The sequence below is a fragment of the Pseudomonas libanensis genome, from assembly GCF_001439685.1.
Lineage (GTDB): Bacteria > Pseudomonadota > Gammaproteobacteria > Pseudomonadales > Pseudomonadaceae > Aquipseudomonas > Aquipseudomonas libanensis.
The window spans coordinates 124,559-144,774 of the sequence record NZ_JYLH01000005.1 but is presented as its reverse complement, the minus strand read 5'-3'; the positions used below and the strand labels follow the sequence as shown (position 1 = coordinate 144,774).

Genomic DNA, 20,216 nt, shown 5'->3' with positions numbered 1-20,216 from the left:
CGGGGTCTATTGAATCAACATGCTTGGCGATCGGTATTAAACATGATGAATTTTTCGTTTCAGTCATGTGCCAGTAAAAGGCCAATGCCCAGTTATACTTGCGTCATATTTCAAGCCTGATACAGGCGTTAATGTTCAGCCACCACAAAGGGAGCGGCGGGTGAGTCTCACAGGTCCTGCGCAGCGAATGAGTAAAACAAGCTTTCAGCGACTGGTGCTTGGCCTTGTCTTGAGTTCCTTATTGGCGGCTTGTTCGAGCACGCCATCCGGCGGTGCGCGTGTCGTTGACCGCACCAACGCCGCACCGCAAAGACCAACGGTGACCACCGGCCAATACGTGGTGCGCAAAGGCGACACCCTGTTTTCGATTGCCTTCCGCTACGGCTGGGACTACAAGGCATTGGCCGCCCGTAACAACATTCCTGTGCCCTATACCATACACCCGGGGCAAACCATCCGTTTCGATGGTCGCAGCGGGTCGGCACCCACGGCAGTTGTGACAAAGTCCGGTTCCTCGCCATCGTCTTCGAGCAAAACCACCGTCATAACCCGGCCGGCCGGCAGCGCTGCGCCTACGGTTGCGAGCAAGTCGCCACCCGCGCCATTGCCACCTGCCGGGCCTGCGCCGACAGGTTGGGGGTGGCCTTCAAACGGAGTGTTGATTGGAAAATTCTCTTCAAACGGTAGTTTGAATAAAGGCATTGATATCGCCGGGGATTTGGGACAGCCTGTTTTAGCTGCGTCTGATGGGACAGTTGTATACGCCGGGAGTGGTTTGCGGGGCTACGGCGAGCTGGTCATCATCAAACACAGTGATACCTACGTCAGTGCCTACGGTCATAACCGCAGGCTGTTGGTTCGGGAGGGGCAGCAGGTCAAGGTCGGACAGACAATTGCCGAAATGGGTTCAACGGGTACAGACCGGGTGAAACTGCACTTTGAGATTCGCCGCCAAGGGAAACCTGTAGATCCGCTGCAATTCCTGCCCCGTCGTTGATAGGTTGCACAGCCTGTTCCTAGCGTAGAAGGAACAGGCTCCAGCGTTGCCAAGGATAAAGGCGTCGCTTGAGCTTGAGGTCGAACTCACCAAAGGACTATAACAATGGCTCTCAGTAAAGAAGCGCCGGAGTTTGACATCGACGATGAGGTTCTCCTTATGGAGGCCGGTATCGATATGGATTCGATGTCAGATAATGAAGGAGCGACACCACCTTCAGTTCGCACCAAATCCAAGAACTCCACCGCGTTGAAGCAACACAAATACATTGATTACACGCGGGCGCTCGATGCTACCCAGCTGTACCTCAATGAAATCGGTTTTTCCCCTCTGCTGACCCCCGAAGAAGAAGTCCATTTTGCGCGCCTTTCGCAAAAGGGTGATCCGGCTGGGCGTAAACGCATGATTGAAAGCAACCTGCGCCTGGTGGTGAAAATCGCCCGACGCTATGTCAATCGTGGGCTGTCGCTGCTGGACCTGATCGAGGAAGGTAACCTGGGCTTGATCCGGGCGGTGGAGAAGTTCGACCCTGAGCGGGGCTTCCGCTTTTCAACCTATGCCACCTGGTGGATTCGCCAGACCATCGAACGGGCGATCATGAATCAGACCCGCACGATCCGGTTGCCGATCCACGTGGTCAAGGAGCTCAACGTCTACCTGCGGGCGGCCCGTGAGCTGACGCAAAAACTCGATCATGAACCTTCACCCGAAGAGATCGCCAACCTGCTGGAAAAGCCGGTAGGGGAGGTCAAGCGCATGCTGGGCCTCAATGAGCGCGTATCTTCGGTTGATGTCTCGCTGGGGCCGGATTCGGATAAAACCCTGCTGGACACCCTGACAGATGATCGTCCGACAGATCCTTGTGAGCTGTTGCAGGACGATGATCTTTCCCAAAGTATTGACCAATGGCTGTCGGAGCTCACCGACAAGCAGCGTGAGGTGGTGATTCGCCGCTTCGGCCTGCGCGGCCATGAGAGCAGCACCCTGGAAGATGTGGGCCTGGAGATTGGCCTGACCCGTGAGCGGGTGCGGCAGATCCAGGTGGAGGGCCTCAAGCGCTTGCGTGAGATCCTGGAGAAGAATGGCTTGTCGAGCGAGTCGTTGTTCCAATAACGATCCTGCTTGAACGCTTGAACGCTTGAATGTGGAAGGGGGCTTGCCCCCGATTACAGTGGAACAGTCGCCAGATGCATCGACTGGGCTGCCGCAATCGGGAGCAAGCCCCCTCCCACATTTTTTTGTGCCAGGCATCAGGCTCGCACTAGTGCCAAATTCCAGGCATAAAAAAACCCCGCTTTTGAGGGCGGGGTTTTTTCGACTAAGTCAGTACAAGTTAGATAACTTGAACTTCTTCAGCTTGCATGCCTTTCTGACCGCGGGTAGCGATGAAAGAAACCTGTTGGCCTTCTTTCAGGCTTTTGAAGCCGTCGGATTGGATAGCTTTGAAGTGAACGAACAGGTCGTCACCGGATTGTGGAGTGATGAAGCCGAAGCCTTTTTCATCGTTGAACCACTTAACGGTACCAGTTTGGCGATTAGACATGGTGTATCTCCTTGGACAAAGTTAACTGCGACTCAGGAAAAGCCCTGGCCGAGACTGAGTGCAAAGAGCAGGAAAAATTCTTGGAGATGGTTGGATCGAAATTCAACATATCGTGTAGAGATTCTCAGTGACACAAGCAGCACAGTGGCGCCACCTTAACCCTTTTTCCGGAACGTGCCAATGGTATTTCCGAAGGTTTCTCTATTTTCGTGACTGGCGGTGGTATTTACCGTCACCCTTGGCAGCGATTCGGGACCCGGCCCCGCTGGCTACGGCGTACAGACGGCAGCACATTCAGCAAGAAAACCCCTGCGGCCTTTGAACCCCAACGCCGGCCCCGGTAAGATGGCCCACAGTTTTTTCTACCTCGCTATTCAGGACACCGCCATGAGCATCAAATCGGACAAGTGGATTCGCCGCATGGCGCAGGAACACGGCATGATCGAGCCGTTCGTCGAGCGCCAGATTCGTGGCGAAGGCGACGAGCGGGTGATTTCGTACGGGGTTTCCAGCTATGGCTACGACGTGCGGTGCGCCGATGAATTCAAGGTGTTCACCAACATCAATTCGGCCATCGTCGACCCAAAGAACTTCGATGAAAAGAGCTTTGTCGACGTCAAGAGCGACGTGTGCATCATCCCGCCAAACTCCTTCGCCCTGGCGCGTACCGTGGAGTTCTTCCGTATTCCCCGTGACGTGTTGACCATCTGCCTGGGTAAAAGCACCTACGCGCGCTGCGGCATTATTGTCAACGTGACGCCGCTTGAGCCGGAATGGGAAGGCCATGTGACCCTGGAATTCTCCAACACCACGACGTTGCCGGCGAAAATCTACGCCAACGAAGGCGTGGCGCAGATGCTGTTCCTGCAGTCCGACGAAGCGTGCGAAGTGTCCTACAAAGACCGCGCCGGCAAGTATCAGGGCCAGCGTGGCGTTACGCTTCCACGCGCTTGATCGAAAGCTCCTGCTGGTAAAGGGAATTAGTCTGCATAAAGTGACTCTATCTAGGTGTACTGCCTCGGCGCGTGCAAAACGCGCCGGGCCACGCTTGAGGAGTACCTTATGAAGATCGACCCGCGAATCAGCGCAGAACTTGCCCGGCTTGAACCCAACCAGATTGGCGTTCTGGCCTGGTCCCTGATGGCCAATCCCGCCCATGCCGGCGGCATTCCCGGCCAGCCCGAACCCGATTATCCACAGCCCGCCGAACCCGGTGAGCCGACCCTGCCAGACGAGCCGCCACCGGCACCTGTCGCCTGATATCTGGATGGCCGGTCAGCACTTCACTGAATCGGCCAGACCGCGTGATCGCCGATCACGAATATTTGGCGGTCATCGTCCTGCTCCACGGCATACCCGCCCGTAAATGCGCCAAACGCTGGCAGCAGGCTGACCCGTCGGCCGATCTGGAAGCACGGTAGGCGCAGACGCTGGCGCCCTTTGCCGCGCAGGTGATACACAGGGTGCACATGTCCCGCCAGTACGTGATGGGTGGGATGGTCGGCCGGTTCATGTTGCAGGGCGAAAGGGCCCATCAGCAGCGGCTCAGGCACCACCTCAATCCTCAAGTCCATAGGCGGGTCACCCGCACGTTTATCGTGATTGCCGCGAATCAGGGTCATGACCAGGGTCGGATTGCGTGCACGCCAGGCTCGGATCGCGCTGAGGGTGCCGCTGGCGTGGGAGCCAGGTCCGTGGAGGAAGTCACCGAGAAAGATCAACTGTGTGCAAGGCAGGGCCGCTAACAGTTTGTCCAGGCGTTCCAGATTGGCCGTGGTGGTGCCCTGGGGCACAGGTTGCCCGAGGCTGCGGTAGGCCGATGCCTTGCCAAAATGCGCATCGGCAACCAGCAGGCACTGACGGGCGGGCCAGTACACGGCCTTGGCCGCCAATAACCACAGCTCTTCGCCTTCCAATGTCAGTGCGCGATGCATCAACCTGTTCCTTTGTCTGCGACTTTTTCCAGGTCCTTGACCATCCGCGCAATGCGCTCCGAGAGTTTTTCCGAACTCATGCTCTCGCGCATACGTTCCACCAGCAGCGGGAAGGCCAGGGGCGTAGGCCGCTGGACCAGGTGCAGATCCAGCTTCAGCGCCGATAAATGGCTTAAGGTCTGCTCCAGCCGACGAATATCCAACTCATCGCGCAGCACTTCTTCCCCGGCCTGGGCCAGCAGCAGGTTCTGTGGGTCATATTGCTTGAACACTTCAAAGAACAGACCGCTGGACGCTTGCACCTGCCGCGTACTCTTCGGTGCGCCGGGATGGCCGGCAAATACCAGCCCGGCGATCCGCGCAATCTCGCGAAAGCGGCGCAGGGCCAGCTCGCCGGCATTAAGGCTGGCGGCCACGTCGTTGAGCAAGTGCTCGGGGCTCAGCAATGCTGCATTCAGCAACTTTGACCAGTGCACCTCGGTAGCGCTCAATAGCTCCAGGCCATAATCATTCACGGCAATCGAAAAGGTCAGCGGCTGCTGTTGACTGACGCGCCACGCCAGCAAGCTCGCCAACCCCAAGTGCACCTGGCGCCCGGCGAAGGGATAGAGAAATAGGTGCCAGCCCTCCCGCGATTGCAGGCTTTCAGCCAGCAAATTCTCGCGTGTCGGCAGGCCGGACCAGCGCAGCTGGGTTTGCAGCAACGGTTGTACCGCCTGCATCTCCGGGCCCTCGAAGTGCCCCTGCGCCGCGGCGTCAAAACGCTCGATCACCGCCTGGGCCAGCTCGTTTGAAAGCGGCATGCGCCCGCCATTCCAGCGGGGCACGGCGGCTTTTTTGGCGTTACTGCGGCGCACATAGGCGGTCATGTTTTCCACCCGTACCAACTCCAGCAAGCGCCCGGCGAACAAGAAGCCATCCCCGGGCTTGAGCCGGGCAATAAAGCCCTCCTCGACACTGCCCAGGTGCTTGCCGCCGCCGCCTTTGCTCCAGAATTTCAGCTGGATACTGGCATCGCTGACGATGGTCCCCACGCTCATGCGATGGCGACGCGCCAAGCGTGCATCCGGGACACGCCAGATGCCGTGCTCGTCGGGCTCTACACGGCGGTAATCCGGGTAGGCGGTGAGTGACAGGCCGCCGTGGCGCACGAACCCCAGGGCCCAGGCCCAATCCGCGTCGGTGAGGTCGCGATAGGCCCAGGCGCCGCGCACTTCCGCCAGCAATGCATCTGGGGTAAATCCGCCGCCCAGGGCCATGCTGACCAGGTGTTGTACAAGCACATCCAGCGGCTTGTGCGGCGATTCCCGCGCTTCGATGCGCCGTTGGGCAATCGCCTCCTGGGCCGCCGCGGCTTCCACCAGCTCCAGGCTGTGGGTCGGCACCAGCGTCACCCGTGATGGCCGCCCGGGCGCATGGCCGGAGCGCCCGGCGCGCTGCATCAGCCGCGCCACGCCTTTGGCAGAGCCGATCTGCAATACCCGCTCCACTGGCAGGAAGTCTACCCCCAGGTCCAGGCTTGAGGTACACACCACCGCCTTGAGCTGACCGTCTTTTAAGGCACGCTCCACCCAGTCCCGGGTTTCCCGGGATAACGAGCCGTGGTGCAGGGCAATCAATCCTGCCCAATCCGGGCGGGCGTCGAGTATCGCCTGATACCAGATCTCCGATTGCGCCCGGGTATTGGTAAACACCAGGCAACTGCTGCTGGCCTCCACCTGTGCCACCACCTGCGGCAACATCTTCAAGCCAATATGCCCGGCCCAGGGAAAGCGCTCGGTGACGGGCGGCAGCAAGGTGTCGACCCTCAGCTCCTTGGCCGTTTGCCCCTGTACATTGACCCCGCCACCCTGTGGGACCAGCACCTCCAACGCGTGGGCCTGATTACCCAAGGTCGCCGAAATGCCCCACACCATCAGCTCAGGGTGCCAGCGCCGCAAGCGTGCCAGCGCCAGTTGCAATTGCACGCCGCGCTTATTGCCGATCAGCTCGTGCCATTCATCCACGATCACCATGCGCAGGTGCGCCAGGCTGGTTTCGCTGTCGGCCCGTGCGAGCATCAGCGTCAGGCTTTCCGGGGTGGTGACCAGAGCGGTGGGTTGGCGGCGGGTCTGGCGTGCGCGTTCACTGCTGCTGGTGTCGCCAGTACGCAGGCCCACGCTCCAGGGAATTTGCAGGGCCTCCAGCGGTGCCTGCAGGGCGCGTGCGGAGTCGGCGGCCAAGGCACGCATCGGCGTGATCCACAGCACCGTCAGCGGCTCAGCGGGTGGTTTGCGCTTTCCGGTAGCGGGCGGGCGGGTGATGGCGAAACGGTTGAGGGCGGCAAACCACAAGGCATAGGTTTTACCTGCGCCGGTGCTGGCATGCAGCAACCCCGACTGGCCGGCCTTGACCGCTGCCCATACGTGTTTCTGAAAGGCGAACGGTTTCCAGTCTTTGGCGGCAAACCATTGTTTTGCGAAATCGTGGTTTTTTGCCATGCGGCAGCGGACGCTCTGGAGGCTCTATTGCAGAGACCCTCCAGGCGTCACAAAGGTTTACTTCAAATTGCCACTTAGAAATTGCTGCAAACGCTCGCTTTTCGGATTGCCCAGCACGTCCTCCGGGGTGCCTTGCTCTTCCACCAGGCCCTTGTGCAAGAACAGCACCTGGCTTGAGACCTTGCGCGCAAAGCTCATCTCGTGGGTCACCATAATCATGGTGCGGCCTTCCTCGGCCAGGCCCTGGATCACCTTCAACACTTCACCCACCAGTTCCGGGTCGAGGGCCGAGGTGGGCTCATCGAACAGCATCACCTCCGGCTCCATGGCCAGAGCGCGGGCGATGGCTACCCGCTGTTGCTGGCCGCCGGACAGGAACGCCGGGTATTGATCGGCTACACGTGCCGGCAGCCCGACCTTGTCCAGGTAGCGACGGGCGCGGTCTTCGGCGTCTTTCTTGCTGCACCCCAGCACGCGGCGCGGGGCCATGGTGATATTTTCCAGCACGCTCATATGGCTCCACAGGTTGAAGTGCTGGAATACCATCGCCAACCGTGTGCGCAGGCGTTGCAGCTCGGCATCGTCGGCTACGCGCATACCGTGGCGGTCGCTGACCATGCGGATCGTCTGGCCGTCCAGGGTCATGGCGCCATCGTTGGGGGTTTCCAGGAAGTTGATACAGCGCAGGAAGGTGCTCTTGCCCGAGCCACTGGCGCCGATCAGGCTGATCACATCACCGGTCCTGGCCTTGAGCGACACGCCTTTGAGCACTTCATTGTCGCCATAGCTTTTATGCAGGCCTTCAACGGTCAGTTTGTACATGGTGGCGTGCATCCTCAAGGCGAAAGTAGATAGCCGCTGCGGTAGGCCTGCGTGCCGGCGACATGGCCGATCACCATTCCGGCAGTGGCCATGCGGCGTAGTGAGCGGGCGTAAAGCAGGCCCGCGTGCTGACAGTGCACGGGTGTCACACGGTCGGTAATGGGGTCGATGATGTCGGCGACCAACTGCCCGGCCTCCAGGTAGTCACCCGGCAAGGCACTGAACACCAGCAAGCCGCCCACCGGGGAGATGACCGGTTCCACACCTGCCAATGGAGTCGCCGGGTAGGCCAGGGCGGGCAATGGCGCTACGTCGCCGCTGATGGCGCCGAAGTGGATCAGGTAATCGATGATGGCCTGGCAGTCCGACGCAGCGAGGCCATGGGTGACATCGCCTTGGCCGCGCAACTCGACGGTCACTGCCAAGCTGCCCATGGGGATCGGGAAGCGCTCGCCGAAGCGTTGCTGCAACTGCCACCACACCAGGGTGAAACACTCATCAAAGGATTGCCCGCCAGAGTCGGTGGCCAGCAAACTGGCCTGCGAGCCGAGGTAGCGCGCCAGGGGTTCCACTCGCGGCCAGCCCTGGGGCGTGGTGTACAGGTGCGCCACGGCTTCGAAGTCGCAGTGCAGGTCGAGCACCAAGTCGGCATCACAGGCCAGGCGTTGCAGCACCAGGCGTTGGGATTGCAGCTGGGTCTGGGGCGTCTGCGCGGCCAGGGCGTTGGACAAGGCTGTGCGGATCAAGTGGATATTGTGTTGGGGATCATCGCCCAGGCGCTCTTCAACTTGGTCGCCGACCGCTTCGCTGAGGTCGACAAACAGACGATTGAAATTCTGCCCGCTTTCCAGTTCGTAGCGGCCCAAGGGGATGTCCATCAACACTTGTTCGAGGCCCACCGGATTGGCGACAGGCACCAGTACGATTTCGCTGCGCAAGCGTCCGGTTGCCGCCAGCTCTGCCAGGCGCGCCTTGAGGTGCCAGGCCACCAGCATGCCCGGCAGTTCATCGGCATGCAGGGAGGACTGGATATAAACCTTGCCCACGGCCTGTTCCGGGCCGAAGTGAAAACTGTGCAGTTGCCGCGCCGTGCCCGGCACCGGCGCGATCAGGTCATGTTGCTGATGTCGCATGCAGGCTCCTTAGTGGCTCGGCCCGAGGAAGGCCAGCCAGCGGCGCTCCGCCAGGCGAAACAGGCCGACCAGGGCAAAGGTCACCGCGAGGTAGATCAGCGCGGCGATGCCGAACGATTGAAAGGTCATGAAGGTGGCGGAGTTGGCGTCCCGTGCCACCTTGAGGATGTCCGGGATCGTTGCGGTAAACGCCACCGTGGTCGAGTGCAGCATCAGGATCACTTCGTTGCTGTAGTAGGGCAACGCGCGACGCAGCGCCGACGGCATGATCACGTAGGCGTACAGCTTCCAGCCGCTGAGGCCGTAGGCCTTGGCCGCCTCGACTTCGCCATGGGCCATGCTGCGGATCGCCCCGGCGAAAATCTCCGTGGTGTAGGCGCAGGTGTTGAGCGCAAACGCCAGGATGGTGCAGTTCATCGCATCGCGAAAGAACGCGTCCAGCACCGGTTGTGCGCGTACTGCGGCGAGGCTGTAGATGCCGGTATAGCAGATCAGCAACTGAATATAGAGCGGCGTGCCGCGAAACAGGTAGGTGTAGAACTGCACCGGCCAACGCACCAGGCGCTTGCGCGAGACGCGGGCGATGGACAGCGGGATCGACACCAGGAAACCGATGACGAGGGCGGCGCTGAGCAACCACATCGTCATGGCCAGGCCGGTGATGTGCTGGCCGTCGCTGTAAAGAAAGGGGCGCCAGTATTGCTGCAACAGTTCGATCATCGCACTGCCTCCCGGGCGCCTGCGGAGTAGCGGTGCTCAAGCCGGCGCAAGACAAAATTGGAGGCGCTGGTGATCAACAGGTAGATCAGCGCGGCGAGTACGAGGAAATAGAACAGTTGATAGGTGCTCTTGCCCGCGTCCTGGGCCGCTTTCACCAAGTCTGCCAGACCGATGATCGACACCAGCGCGGTGGCCTTGAGCATCACCATCCAGTTATTGCCAATACCCGGCAGGGCAAAGCGCATCATCTGCGGGAAGGTCACGTAGCGAAACCGCTGGCCGCGCTTGAGCCCGTAGGCGGTGGCGGCTTCCAGCTGGCCGCGGGGCACCGCGAGGATCGCGCCGCGGAATGTTTCGGTAAAATAGGCGCCGTAGATAAAACCCAGGGTAATCACCCCGGCGCTGAACGGATCAATCTCGATGTATTCCCATTCCATGAAGTCGGTAAAGCCGCTGAGCCAGGTTTGCAGGCTGTAGAAAATCAATAGCATCAGCACCAGGTCCGGCACCCCGCGAATCAACGTGGTGTAGAGCTGGGCGGGAATGCGCAGGAAGGGCAGGCTGGACAGTTTGGCGCTGGCGCCGAGCAGGCCCAGCAAGACGCTGACGGCCAGGGACAGCACCGACAACTTGAGGGTCATCCAGGTGCCTTGCAGCAACAGCGGGCCGAAACCCTTCAAGCTGAACGCGCCCAGCCCGAGGGTTTGCAACAGATCTTCGAACATAAATCAGGACCTATGGCGATAGAAAAGCGCCCCTCCCGAGGAAGGGCGCCCCAGGCATTATTTGCCGCTGTACAGGTTCAGATCGCCAAAGTGTTTTTTCTGGATGGTGGCGTAGGTGCCATCATCGTGTAACGCTTTGATACCTTTATCCAAAAGGGCCTTCAGCTCAGTGTTACCTTTTTTGATACCGATGGCGGTTTTCGACGGCAGCAACGGATCGTCGATGGCAGCGCTGACTTCGTAGCCGGCACCGGCTGGCGACTTGAGAAAGCCCAGTTCAGCTTGCAGCATGTCCTGCACGGAAGCATCGAGGCGCCCGGAGGTCAGGTCAGCGTAAACCTGGTCCTGGTTGGCATAGGCCTTGGTGGTCACACCGGCTTTATCCAGCACGGCTTTAGCGTAGGCTTCCTGGATGGTGCCTTGCTCGTAGCCTACGGACTTGCCCTTGAGGGATTCAGGTGTCGAATACCCTGCGCCTTTCTTGAACACCAGCGAAGTCGGGCCGGAGAACAATTCGCTGGAGAAGTCGATCGCCTTCTCGCGCACTGGCGTCACGGTCATGGACGAAATCACACCGTCGAACTTGTTAGCTTTCAGACCCGGAATCATGCCGTCGAAGTCGCTTTCGACCCACTTGCACTTGACCTTCAGCTCCGCACAGATCGCATTGCCCAGGTCGATATCGAAGCCCACAAGGCTGCCGTCGGCGGCTTTGGATTCGAACGGTGCGTAGGAAGGGTCGACACCAAAACGCAGTTCCTTGTATTCCTTGGCGCTGGCAACACCAGCAGCCATGCACAGAGCCAGTGCAGAAAGGGTCAGCAATGCTTTTTTCATTAGGTAATCCCTGGAAACCAAGATAAGCGCTTTTGGCGCGTTTAGGACTGTTACTGAGCGGTGTCAGACGGATCACAAGTAGCAATTTCTGCACCATAGTTCCGGATGGGCTTTTTAAAAGGTGGGAAAAGGCAAGTCGGAGTGTAGGAGATGCCCGAAAATGGGCATCTGAAAATGAGCGCACTATTTCAGGTCGTGTGGAGATTCCAATGTGGGAGGGGACAAGCCCCTGCCACATTGCTCAGTGTCAGGCCAGCAAGTCCTGCAGTGTGGCGAGGTTGTCAGCCTCTTCCACCGTCTTGTCCTGCCGCCAGCGCAACATCCGCGGAAACCGCACCGCAATCCCGCTCTTGTGCCGCTTGGACAGGGCGATACCCTCAAAGCCCAGTTCGAACACCATGCTTGGCGTCACACTGCTGACCGGGCCGAATTTTTCCACCGTGGTTTTGCGCACGATGGCGTCCACCTTGCGCATTTCCTCGTCGGTCAACCCGGAGTACGCCTTGGCGAACGGCACCAGGGTGCGTTCGCTGCCTGGCGGGCCATCCCACACCGCGAACGTGTAGTCGCTGTACAGGCTGGCGCGCCGGCCATGGCCGCGCTGGGCGTAGATCAACACGGCGTCGACGCTGAAGGGGTCGACTTTCCACTTCCACCACAGGCCCATATCCTTGGTGCGGCCCACGCCATAGAGGCCCTGGCGATCCTTGAGCATCATGCCCTCGACACCGAGGCTGCGCGAGGCCTCGCGTTGCTCGGCCAACGCTGCCCAGGTCGGCCCCTCGAGCAACGGTGAGGGCAGCAACACGGGTTGGTTGCACTCAGCGATCACGCGCTCCAGCTGTATGCGACGCTCAGCCTGGATATGGTTGCGCCAGTCATCGCCCTGAAATTCCAGCAGGTCATAGGCGAGCACTGCAACCGGCGCGTCCTCCAGGACTTTTTTGCTCAGGGTCTTGCGGCCAATTCTCTGTTGCAGCAATGCAAAGGGTTGCACCGAGTCTTTCCATACCACGATTTCGCCATCGATCACCGTGCCGTCGGGCAGGCCACTCACCAGGCTGTGCAGCTCGGGGAAACGCTCAGTCACCAACTCTTCACCCCGGGACCAGATCCACAGGCGCCCCTCGCGCTTGACCAGTTGCGCGCGAATGCCATCAAACTTCCATTCCACCTGCCAGTCGGCGGGGGAGCCGAGCAGGGTGTCGAATTGCTCCACCGGTTGCGCCAAGCCATGGGCAAGAAAAAATGGATACGGCTGCCCACCTCGTTGCGCATGCTCGTCGGACGATTCGGCAGCGATCAGCTTGAGATAACCCTCGGCCGTCGGGCGATTAGACAAGTCGGTGTAGCCCACCAACCGCTGGGCCACGCGCTTGCTATCCAGATTGGCCATGGCGGCAAGGGCGCGGGTAACCAGCAGCTTGGAGACGCCGACACGAAAGCTGCCGGTGATCAACTTGATGCACACCATCAGGCTCGGTTGATCCAGTTGCGCCCATAACGCCGGCAGGCGCTCGGCAAGGTCCATGGGCGAAAGACCGCGCAGGGGCAGCAGTTTTTCTTCCAGCCACACGGCAAGCCCGTCTTCAGAGCTGTAGGTCGATTCGGGGAGCAGCAGGGAGATGGTTTCGGCGAGGTCGCCTACGGACTGGTAGCTCTCTTCGAACAACCACGGCTCGATGTTCGCCGCCTCAGTCGCCATATCCCTGAGCAAGCGCGTGGGCACCAGTTGCCGCGGCCGTCCACCGGAGAGGAAGTACACCGCCCATGCAGCATCTGCTGGCGGCGCTTGCAGAAAGTAGGCCTGCAGCGCCGCGAGCTTGGCATTGCTGGAAGTAGTGGCGTCGAGGTTGGCGTACAACTCGGCGAAGGCTTTCATGCCGTAGCCTCTTCTTCGTCATCACCGTACTCGGTGCTGAAACCCTGGGCATCCAAGCCCTTTTCACGCAGGTGGCGCACCAGTACGCCGACCGAGCCGTGGGTCACCATTACCCGTTCGGCACCGGTTTGTTCGATGGCCCACAACAGCCCGGGCCAATCGGCGTGGTCCGACAGCACAAAGCCACGGTCCACGCCACGCCGCCGACGGGTACCACGCAGACGCATCCAGCCACTGGCGAAGGCGTCGCTGTAGTCGCCGAAGCGGCGCATCCAGGTGCTGCCGCCGGCGGAGGGCGGGGCGATGATCAGTGCTTGGCGCAACAGCGGGTCGGTCTTCTTGAAATCGCCGGCATACAGCGTCTCGGGAATGTAGACGCCGGCTTCACGGTAGACCCGATTCAAGGGCTCGACTGCGCCGTGACTGAGGATCGGGCCGATGCTGGCGTCGAGGCCATGGAGAATGCGCTGGGCCTTGCCGAAGGAATAACAGAACAACACGCTCGCCTTGCCGTTGGCGATATTGGCCCGCCACCAGTCGTTGATCCCCGCGAAAATCTGCGCCTGGGGCTGCCAGCGGTAGATCGGCAGGCCGAACGTGGATTCGGTGATAAAGGTATGGCAACGCACCGGTTCAAACGGCGCACAGGTGCCATCGGGTTCAACCTTGTAGTCGCCGGAGGCTACCCAGACTTCGCCCTGGTATTCCAGGCGGACCTGGGCCGAACCGAGCACATGCCCGGCCGGATGAAAGCTCAAGGTCACGCCGTGATGTACCAGGCGTTCGCCGTAGGCCAGGGTTTGCAGGTTGATGTCCTGGCCCAGGCGCCAGCGCAGGATACCTTCGCCGGGCGCGGCGGCCAGGTAATGCTGATTGCCGGTGCGCGCATGGTCGCCGTGGGCGTGGGTAATGACCGCACGTTCCACTGGGCGCCAAGGGTCGATATAAAAATCACCGGCAGGGCAGTAAAGGCCTTCAGGGCGGGCGATGACGAGGTCCATGGGGTTGCCGGGGCGGTGGGCTTGTTACTTATGAGGCGGGGCTGGGCGCAGAAGTTCTATCTGAATGCAGGCCGTGCAAAGGTGGGAGCTGGCTTGCCTGCGATAGCGGTGTGCCAGTCAGCCGTTCAGTGACTGATACACCGCTATCGCAGGCAAGCCAGCTCCCACAGGTTTATCCGGTTTCGTCAGGGGAAACCGGGTTACTTGCCGGGCGTCAGGGTCAGCCTGGCCTTCCCGTACACCCTCTCAAAGTTCTGCGGCTGCATCGGGAAACTCAAGTACTGCGCCTTCAGCGACGGGTCGATGCCGTTGGCAAAGTTCGGGCTGGCCGGGTTGCCGGATTGGCCGATGCCGCCCTGGCCCATCATCGGTTCCGCCAGGCCGAAGTCGATGATCATGCGCAGCGCCGGCACCTGGGTGGTGTTGAAATCCTGGCCCCAGCTGTATGGCGCCGGGTTCAGGGTGTTGTGGTCGCCACCGCTGGCAAGGGGGCCGCGGATGACCTGACCGCTGGTATTTTTCCACGTGGTGCTGTGCAGCTTGCCCCACTGCCAGGCCTTGTGGTCGGCACCCAATTGACTGTCGCCAGCGCTGATGGCTGCGGCAAGAGTACGGGCCAGGATCGCGGGTTTGTCTTCTTTTTGCGGTGTGCGCGTGTCATCCCAGAATGGGCTGTCTTCACGCCCCAGCAAATGATCGGCGATGGCCGAGTAGGACAGGCTGGTATTACTGACGAAGGCGTTCCAGCTGGCGCTGTTCTGCGGGCCGAGTTTGTCGAGGAAGATCTGTTTGGCACTTTCCTGCAGGAACAGTTCGTAGATCGCTGCGTCAGCCGAAGCAGGCGCAAGACGGCCATCGAAGGCCAGCAGGCGGTCCAGTGCTTCGCGAGCCTTGGCGCGATCCGCCGCCGGGAGGGCTTCGATGGCCTGCTTGAGCGGCTGGGCCATGCCTGGCGCCTGGAACATGCCCTTGAGCTTGGCGGCGAAAGTGGTGGTCTGGTCGTATTGCATGGCGATCAGGCTGCGGCTGTCATGCTTGCCGGCATTGGCCAGTTGCGCCAGGCGTTCGCTGCGTTCCGGTGCGTCCCAGGAGTTGGACAACTGCATGCCGTAGCCACGCGGCGCAGTACGCTGGTTGGCGGTGCCGATCCAGCCTTGGGCCGGGTCCTGGTCGTAGGGATGCAGCATCGCATCGGCGTAGCCGTCCCAGTCAAAGCGCGTATCCCAGCCCGGCGACGGCAACAGGCCTTCGCCTTCGCGGCGGTTGGGGAAGCGGCCGGTGACCTGCCAGCCGATATTGCTGGCGTCGGCGAAGATCATGTTCAACGCGATGGCGCGGATTTCACGGGTGGCATCCGACGCCTTGCCGGCGTTTTGCGCACGGGACAGGTCGAAGAGCGCATCCAGGCTCTTGTCGTCCTTGAAATCGGCGGTTTGCAAGGCCAGGCCAAGCCCGCTGGTGAGCGCCTGGCTGCTGTTGAGCAGCACGCCGTGGCGTGTTTCGTACACCACTTCGCGAATCGAGCGCTGACCCTTGATGAAGAAGGTTTCGTTACGCACGCCAGCCGGCAGCCATTTGCCGTTGTTCTCGTAGTACAACGCGCTGCCCTGGCGCTTGACCTTCTCCAGGAACAGGTCCTGGGTGTCACCCTTGACCGCGCTCATGCTCCACGCAACCTTGCCGTTGAAGCCGGACAGCAGGGTCGGCAGGCCGGCGATCGAAGCCCCGACGGCCTGGTATTTCGGTGCACGAATCTGCACGTAGCCCCACGGTGACGGCGCTTGCGGTTGGGCCGCGATATCATTGGCCAACAGGCTCTTGCCGCTGCGGCTGCGTTGCGGACCGATGGCCCAGTTGCTTGACGTGGTGACCGCCAGCGCGTTGAGGCTGTTCAATTGCTGGCTGACCGTGTCCAGCCCGGCGAGGCCGGTGATCTGACCCAGGTTCACGCCCTTGAGCTTGTCGGCTTCTGCCTGCGGGATCGCTTCGTCCGGCGCACTCGGAGTGAGCCAGGCGAGTTTGTCGATGCCGACTTTTTGCGCCAGCACCAGGGATGAAATTTCTTCCTGCAAGTTGCCCGACTGACTGAAATTCAGCAGGCAGAACAGCAGCGCCGAATCTTCCGGCTTCCAGTACTCCGGTTTGTAGCCGCTCTGGGCCAGGTCCGCCGGCAGCTTGTCGCGATAGCGGAACAGGTAGGCATTGATGCCCCGGGCATACACCTCAAAGAAACGCTTGAGGCGTGGCGACGAAGCGTTGTACAGCTCGCCGGCGCTTTTCTTGAGGTTGACCGCACGCATGAAACGGTCGACATCCAATACTTGCGGCCCGGACATTTCCGCCAGGCGACCCTGGGCCAGCAGGCGCAGGGTGACCATCTGGGTGATGTGATCGCTGGCGTGCACATACCCAAGGCTGAACAGTGCGTCATGGAAGGTGTTGCTTTCGATCAGCGGCATGCCCTGGGCATTGCGGCGCACCGACACATTCTGTGCCAGGCCCTTGATCGGCTGCACGCCTGCAACGGGGGGAAGGGTGTCCTGGGTGCTCTGGAGCTGGCAACCGGCCAGGCCCAAGGCACTGGCCACTGCCGCGGCAACGCCGAACCGGGGAAGAAATTGTAAGAGGGCTGGCGAGGCCATGGCAAAGCTCCTGCGGGGGTAGCGTCAGTAAAGGCGCTACGTTAGTGAGCGCGGCGATACGACGCAAGCAGGAGTTGTGTAATTGCGTGAGCGCTCAAGCTATGTGCAAATCAATGTGGGAGGGGGCTTGCTCCCGATTGCGGTGAATCAGTCAGCTCATCTGTAGCTGACACTGCAATCGGGAGCAAGCCCCCTCCCACATTTTGGTCTTCAGTGTGGCTTATGCACCATGGCACTTCTTGAATTTCTTCGCGCTGCCGCACGGGCAAGGATCGTTACGACCCACATCCTTCAAGGCATTGCGCACGGGCTCCTGGTGAGCGTGGCCGCAGTTCGGGCCGTGGACATGGCCGTGGTCGTGGTCATGGTGTTCATGATCGTGGTTGCAGTCGGGACCATGGACATGGGGTTGCTGAGTCATCGATGTTGCTCCGGAATAAAATCGCCGGGGATTATCTCGCCATTGTGCGCGACCTGCACGTCATTACCGATGAATAATCCGGTTTTCAACTCGCCTTCCAGGCGATAAGGCACCGGCTGGTCGGGGTTTTTCAGCATCTGTACCACGTCACGTACCTGCGGCCAGAGGTTGGTGCGTACCGAAACCCGGAAGAACTTATGACTGCGCGGCGGTACGGTCAGCCATTCGTTGGACTCGCCCTCGGTCAGCAGCAGGTTGCCCAGGCTGATCTTATAGACCAGGCCACGCACCGTCAGGTCGGCGTCGTCGCGGTTGTCCACGCGAAAGTACAGCTTGAACTTCTGCTCCAGCAGCTTGGCCCGCACCACTTCGACCTTGACCAGGGATACGTGGGGCGCAGGCGAATCGTCTTCGAACCAGGATGCGCAGCCGGTGAGGCCCAGGGTCAACGCCAGCATCAAGCTGTACATCCGAAGCATGGCGTTATCCCTTTCGAGTGATTAGAGGTAGCTGGAGCAACACTTCTTGAATTTCTGCCCACTGCCACACAAACATACATCATTACGTCCGATCGTCACGACCACCGTCGGGTCGATGAAGTACCAGCGCCCATCATTCTGTACGAAAGATGATTGCTCACGGTGGCTGTGTTCGCCGCTGCTGTCATGCCAGCGCGCGGTAAAGGTGACGAAGGCGTGTTCCGGCTGGCCGCCGAACACTTCTGAGCTTTCCACCTCAAGGCCCAACCAGGTGCTCTGGGCACTCCAGGCGGCGATGGCGTCACGGTTCAGCCCGGCCTGTTGCGCGGGCAGGGTAGTGGCTATCAGGTAATCGACCAGGCCCAGCACATAGGCGCTGTAGCGCGAGCGCATCAACGCGCTCGCGCAGGGTGCCGGGTGGCCGGCGTGATAGTGGCCGCAGCAGGCATCCAGCAGATTGCCGCTGCCGCACGGGCAAATGGATGTACTCATCGGGTTACCACCAATACTTTCCGAAATTTTCCGGGTTGGCCCAGAAGCGGGCGTTGAGCCAGTCCGGCACCTGTTTATAGTCAAGCAGATCATAGGTAAACAGCGTCAGGACCTGCTCGTCGCGCTGGAAGCGCTCGCCGGCTTGCAAGGCCAGGGAGAAGAAATCGGTTTCCTTCCAGTCGCAGGCGCCCAGGTCGACCAGCACGGCAATGCGGCTGGCATTGAGGTTGCGAATGCCGCCGAGCAAGGTCAGGCCCTGCGCTTTTGACAGGTGCTCCAGGCAGTCGACCACCAACGCCAGGTCAAAACGCTGCGCCGCCAGTTCCGGCGGTAACGGCCCTGGGGCTGCCCGGAAAACCTGGGTGTCAGGATGGGCCTGTGCAAAGGCATCCAGCGCCGGGAATTGGCTGGCACCCACTAGCAGCAGGCGCTTTGGCCCTTGAAGATCCAGCAAGGCAGCCAAGGCTTGCTGGGGCGTACGGGAAGAAATTCCAGCGGTCATTGCAAATCCTCACATCAAGACCGTAGAGACTAGCGCGGCTGAGCGCGTGGGCCTAGAGCGCGACGGTCGATACCCATCTGGCAGTAACCGTCTCACTGGAAGTTTTTTGATCCTTCACTGGCAAATCGCCTGTAGAAGTCGTTACTGTGCATCCAAAGAAAAATTTGAAAACACTCAGGAGCCCCATGATGCGTAAGGTTTTTCTGCTGGCCCTGTTGGTCAGCCCCGTTGCCCTGGCCCAGAGCGTCAGTGTCGAAACCAACTCGTTGATGCGCCTGCCCAGCAGCACCAGCGTGCTGCAACTGGAGCGCCTGGAGGTGGCGGACTACGGCACTTTGCTGATTCCGTCCACTATCAGCCAGGTCACGGTGGATGAGCTGCACCTGGGTCGCGACGCACGCATCGCCATTGTCCCCGGCAGTACCGTACTGCAAATTCAAGTGCGCCAGGCGCAACTGGAGCACGGTAGCCAGATCACTTCACGCGGGGCTCCCGGCACCCATGAAAAACCAGCCAAGGCCGGGCGTGACCTGATCTTGCGGATCAACGACCTTAGCGCTGAAGAATTGTCCGTGGACGCCCGCGGCGGTGCCGGTGCCCAAGGGTATGCGGGGCTCGATGGTGCCAATGGCGAGGACCCGGGATGTACGTGGGGTTCGGCTGGGCGCGGGGCCAACGGTGATAACGGCGGCGACGGCCTGCCGGGTGCTTCGGGGGCGAGTGTGCGGCTGGAGTTGCCGCAAGACTTTCCCGGCGACAAGATCAAGGTCTGGGTCGACGGTGGTGCTGGCGGCTTGGCGGGTATAGCGGGCAAGCCCGGGAAGGGTGGGCAGTCGAAGGGGTGCCTGGTGTACCGTGCTGATGGCGGCGACAAGGGCCGGGCCGGGTTGGAAGGGCAGCCGGGGCCGGCTGGGCCTGCAGGGTCTGTGACTATTCAGCGGCTATGAGTCGCCTGGTCTGACGCTATTGCGGGCAAGTCGAATCGCCCCTCCCACATTTTGGAATGCATTCCAAAATGTGGGAGGGGGCTTGCCCCCGATGGCGGCCTGACAGCCGACCAAGATGTTGTGTAGATACCTAAGCCCCGATAGCGATATAAGCGCCGCCTCAGAACATCGGTCGAGCCGAAGCAATCGCCACCACCACCAACCCAACGATCAAATTAATGCCCACCAATTTGCGGATCTGACCCAGCGCAGCCGCGCCCGCCGGCCAATCTTCGGCCGCCACCGCCTTGCGCAGCTCCGGGAACTTCAACGCCTGGATGCGGATAAACAGCGCCGTCATTACCAGATACAAACCCATCATCACTTGCACATAGCGCGGTGCAGTCTCAAATCCGTTGAAGCGCAGGTGCAAAAGGCCTATGCCGCTGATCGGCAAAACCAGCACCGTCACCCACACCCATACGAAAAAACGTTGAAACACATTCGCCCACAGCTTGAGTCGGGCGGGGCCCTCAAGGGCCGCCACAGCGGCGGGGCGCAGGATCATCCAGGCGAAAAACATACCGCCGACCCAGATCAGGGCAGCCAGTACATGCAGGGTGTAAGCGAAGCTAAACGCGGTCATTGTGGTACTCCGTTCTGCGCGGGATTAATTAGCG

At 60.7% G+C, this 20,216-nt stretch carries 21 protein-coding genes; 5 read left to right on the top strand and 16 right to left on the bottom strand.

Features of this window, described 5'->3' with window-relative positions; genetic code table 11:
- Positions 1-160: 160 nt before the first annotated feature.
- Positions 161-997 (top strand): peptidoglycan DD-metalloendopeptidase family protein, encoded by an 837-nt coding sequence (locus tag TU73_RS09955; protein WP_057012041.1) that lies wholly within the window; start codon positions 161-163, stop codon positions 995-997.
- Positions 998-1,102: 105 nt separating this feature from the next.
- Positions 1,103-2,110, top strand: coding sequence for an RNA polymerase sigma factor RpoS (rpoS, locus tag TU73_RS09950; RefSeq protein WP_057012040.1), 1,008 nt, complete (start codon positions 1,103-1,105; stop codon positions 2,108-2,110).
- A 220-nt stretch (positions 2,111-2,330) separates the two neighbouring features.
- On the opposite strand, the gene TU73_RS09945 is transcribed toward rpoS, so the two are convergent.
- Positions 2,331-2,540: a cold-shock protein gene (locus tag TU73_RS09945; protein ID WP_002554837.1), complete on the bottom strand. Its 210-nt coding sequence runs from the start codon at positions 2,538-2,540 to the stop codon at positions 2,331-2,333.
- A gap of 387 nt (positions 2,541-2,927) precedes the next feature.
- On the opposite strand from TU73_RS09945, the gene dcd reads away from it, so the two are divergent.
- Entirely contained in the window at positions 2,928-3,494 is a 567-nt protein-coding gene (gene dcd / locus TU73_RS09940) for a dCTP deaminase (RefSeq protein WP_003189215.1), read from the top strand.
- 108 nt (positions 3,495-3,602) lie between these two features.
- Complete coding sequence (locus tag TU73_RS09935; RefSeq protein WP_057012039.1) at positions 3,603-3,800, top strand: hypothetical protein; 198 nt, start codon at positions 3,603-3,605, stop codon at positions 3,798-3,800.
- 23 nt (positions 3,801-3,823) lie between these two features.
- Here the strand turns inward: TU73_RS09935 and pdeM are convergent, their stop codons facing one another.
- The 14 genes from pdeM to TU73_RS09865 all read right to left on the bottom strand — a co-directional run bounded on the left by pdeM (position 3,824) and on the right by TU73_RS09865 (position 18,610).
- Positions 3,824-4,474: a ligase-associated DNA damage response endonuclease PdeM gene (gene pdeM, locus TU73_RS09930; protein ID WP_057012038.1), complete on the bottom strand. Its 651-nt coding sequence runs from the start codon at positions 4,472-4,474 to the stop codon at positions 3,824-3,826.
- On the bottom strand, positions 4,474-6,954 hold the full coding sequence (locus TU73_RS09925; RefSeq protein ID WP_057012037.1) for a ligase-associated DNA damage response DEXH box helicase: 2,481 nt from the start codon (positions 6,952-6,954) through the stop codon (positions 4,474-4,476). The genes pdeM and TU73_RS09925 overlap by 1 nt, the downstream gene beginning before the upstream one ends.
- 57 nt (positions 6,955-7,011) lie before the next feature.
- Positions 7,012-7,776 carry an ABC transporter ATP-binding protein gene (locus TU73_RS09920; protein WP_046071308.1) on the bottom strand — a complete coding sequence of 255 codons (765 nt, stop codon included), beginning with the start codon at positions 7,774-7,776 and terminating at the stop codon, positions 7,012-7,014.
- Between the two features lie 14 nt (positions 7,777-7,790).
- Positions 7,791-8,909, bottom strand: a complete 1,119-nt coding sequence (locus TU73_RS09915; RefSeq protein WP_057012036.1) for a succinylglutamate desuccinylase/aspartoacylase family protein — start codon at positions 8,907-8,909, stop codon at positions 7,791-7,793.
- 9 nt (positions 8,910-8,918) lie between these two features.
- Positions 8,919-9,629 (bottom strand): ABC transporter permease, encoded by a 711-nt coding sequence (locus TU73_RS09910; protein ID WP_057012035.1) that lies wholly within the window; start codon positions 9,627-9,629, stop codon positions 8,919-8,921.
- A complete protein-coding gene (locus TU73_RS09905) occupies positions 9,626-10,354 on the bottom strand; it encodes an ABC transporter permease (protein ID WP_043049644.1) in 729 nt (242 codons plus the stop codon). The genes TU73_RS09910 and TU73_RS09905 overlap by 4 nt, the downstream gene beginning before the upstream one ends.
- 57 nt (positions 10,355-10,411) lie before the next feature.
- Entirely contained in the window at positions 10,412-11,191 is a 780-nt protein-coding gene (locus TU73_RS09900; protein WP_043049645.1) for a transporter substrate-binding domain-containing protein, read from the bottom strand.
- A gap of 247 nt (positions 11,192-11,438) precedes the next feature.
- Positions 11,439-13,073, bottom strand: coding sequence for an ATP-dependent DNA ligase (locus TU73_RS09895; protein ID WP_057012034.1), 1,635 nt, complete (start codon positions 13,071-13,073; stop codon positions 11,439-11,441).
- Positions 13,070-14,074 (bottom strand): ligase-associated DNA damage response exonuclease, encoded by a 1,005-nt coding sequence (locus tag TU73_RS09890; protein ID WP_057012033.1) that lies wholly within the window; start codon positions 14,072-14,074, stop codon positions 13,070-13,072. The genes TU73_RS09895 and TU73_RS09890 overlap by 4 nt, the downstream gene beginning before the upstream one ends.
- A gap of 200 nt (positions 14,075-14,274) precedes the next feature.
- Positions 14,275-16,716: a penicillin acylase family protein gene (locus TU73_RS09885; RefSeq protein ID WP_057012032.1), complete on the bottom strand. Its 2,442-nt coding sequence runs from the start codon at positions 16,714-16,716 to the stop codon at positions 14,275-14,277.
- A gap of 220 nt (positions 16,717-16,936) precedes the next feature.
- On the bottom strand, positions 16,937-17,137 hold the full coding sequence (locus TU73_RS09880; protein ID WP_046071316.1) for an SEC-C metal-binding domain-containing protein: 201 nt from the start codon (positions 17,135-17,137) through the stop codon (positions 16,937-16,939).
- Positions 17,134-17,616: an LEA/WHy family protein gene (locus tag TU73_RS09875; RefSeq protein ID WP_056847422.1), complete on the bottom strand. Its 483-nt coding sequence runs from the start codon at positions 17,614-17,616 to the stop codon at positions 17,134-17,136. Before TU73_RS09875 ends, TU73_RS09880 begins: the two co-directional genes overlap by 4 nt.
- A gap of 21 nt (positions 17,617-17,637) precedes the next feature.
- On the bottom strand, positions 17,638-18,108 hold the full coding sequence (locus TU73_RS09870) for a YchJ family protein (protein ID WP_057012031.1): 471 nt from the start codon (positions 18,106-18,108) through the stop codon (positions 17,638-17,640).
- Positions 18,109-18,112: 4 nt separating this feature from the next.
- Positions 18,113-18,610, bottom strand: coding sequence for a DUF6231 family protein (locus TU73_RS09865; RefSeq protein WP_057012030.1), 498 nt, complete (start codon positions 18,608-18,610; stop codon positions 18,113-18,115).
- A gap of 188 nt (positions 18,611-18,798) precedes the next feature.
- Here TU73_RS09865 and TU73_RS09860 point away from each other — a divergent pair, with 188 nt between their 5' ends.
- Positions 18,799-19,557 carry a hypothetical protein gene (locus TU73_RS09860; protein WP_057012029.1) on the top strand — a complete coding sequence of 253 codons (759 nt, stop codon included), beginning with the start codon at positions 18,799-18,801 and terminating at the stop codon, positions 19,555-19,557.
- A 160-nt stretch (positions 19,558-19,717) separates the two neighbouring features.
- On the opposite strand, the gene TU73_RS09855 is transcribed toward TU73_RS09860, so the two are convergent.
- Positions 19,718-20,182, bottom strand: a complete 465-nt coding sequence (locus tag TU73_RS09855) for a CopD family protein (protein ID WP_057012028.1) — start codon at positions 20,180-20,182, stop codon at positions 19,718-19,720.
- Positions 20,183-20,216: the final 34 nt, after the last annotated feature.

Bases quoted from the DNA above. Each gene is read 5' to 3' on its own strand.
- pdeM (WP_057012038.1), bottom strand. From the start codon at position 4,474: ATGCATCGCGCACTGACATTGGAAGGCGAAGAGCTGTGGTTATTGGCG.
- TU73_RS09870 (WP_057012031.1), bottom strand. From the start codon at position 18,108: ATGAGTACATCCATTTGCCCGTGCGGCAGCGGCAATCTGCTGGATGCC.
- TU73_RS09920 (WP_046071308.1), bottom strand. From the start codon at position 7,776: ATGTACAAACTGACCGTTGAAGGCCTGCATAAAAGCTATGGCGACAAT.
- TU73_RS09865 (WP_057012030.1), bottom strand. From the start codon at position 18,610: ATGACCGCTGGAATTTCTTCCCGTACGCCCCAGCAAGCCTTGGCTGCC.
- TU73_RS09910 (WP_057012035.1), bottom strand. From the start codon at position 9,629: ATGATCGAACTGTTGCAGCAATACTGGCGCCCCTTTCTTTACAGCGAC.
- TU73_RS09875 (WP_056847422.1), bottom strand. From the start codon at position 17,616: ATGCTTCGGATGTACAGCTTGATGCTGGCGTTGACCCTGGGCCTCACC.
- rpoS (WP_057012040.1), top strand. From the start codon at position 1,103: ATGGCTCTCAGTAAAGAAGCGCCGGAGTTTGACATCGACGATGAGGTT.
- TU73_RS09890 (WP_057012033.1), bottom strand. From the start codon at position 14,074: ATGGACCTCGTCATCGCCCGCCCTGAAGGCCTTTACTGCCCTGCCGGT.
- TU73_RS09915 (WP_057012036.1), bottom strand. From the start codon at position 8,909: ATGCGACATCAGCAACATGACCTGATCGCGCCGGTGCCGGGCACGGCG.
- TU73_RS09935 (WP_057012039.1), top strand. From the start codon at position 3,603: ATGAAGATCGACCCGCGAATCAGCGCAGAACTTGCCCGGCTTGAACCC.
- TU73_RS09880 (WP_046071316.1), bottom strand. From the start codon at position 17,137: ATGACTCAGCAACCCCATGTCCATGGTCCCGACTGCAACCACGATCAT.
- TU73_RS09895 (WP_057012034.1), bottom strand. From the start codon at position 13,073: ATGAAAGCCTTCGCCGAGTTGTACGCCAACCTCGACGCCACTACTTCC.
- TU73_RS09855 (WP_057012028.1), bottom strand. From the start codon at position 20,182: ATGACCGCGTTTAGCTTCGCTTACACCCTGCATGTACTGGCTGCCCTG.
- TU73_RS09945 (WP_002554837.1), bottom strand. From the start codon at position 2,540: ATGTCTAATCGCCAAACTGGTACCGTTAAGTGGTTCAACGATGAAAAA.
- TU73_RS09900 (WP_043049645.1), bottom strand. From the start codon at position 11,191: ATGAAAAAAGCATTGCTGACCCTTTCTGCACTGGCTCTGTGCATGGCT.
- TU73_RS09905 (WP_043049644.1), bottom strand. From the start codon at position 10,354: ATGTTCGAAGATCTGTTGCAAACCCTCGGGCTGGGCGCGTTCAGCTTG.
- dcd (WP_003189215.1), top strand. From the start codon at position 2,928: ATGAGCATCAAATCGGACAAGTGGATTCGCCGCATGGCGCAGGAACAC.
- TU73_RS09860 (WP_057012029.1), top strand. From the start codon at position 18,799: ATGCGTAAGGTTTTTCTGCTGGCCCTGTTGGTCAGCCCCGTTGCCCTG.
- TU73_RS09925 (WP_057012037.1), bottom strand. From the start codon at position 6,954: ATGGCAAAAAACCACGATTTCGCAAAACAATGGTTTGCCGCCAAAGAC.
- TU73_RS09885 (WP_057012032.1), bottom strand. From the start codon at position 16,716: ATGGCCTCGCCAGCCCTCTTACAATTTCTTCCCCGGTTCGGCGTTGCC.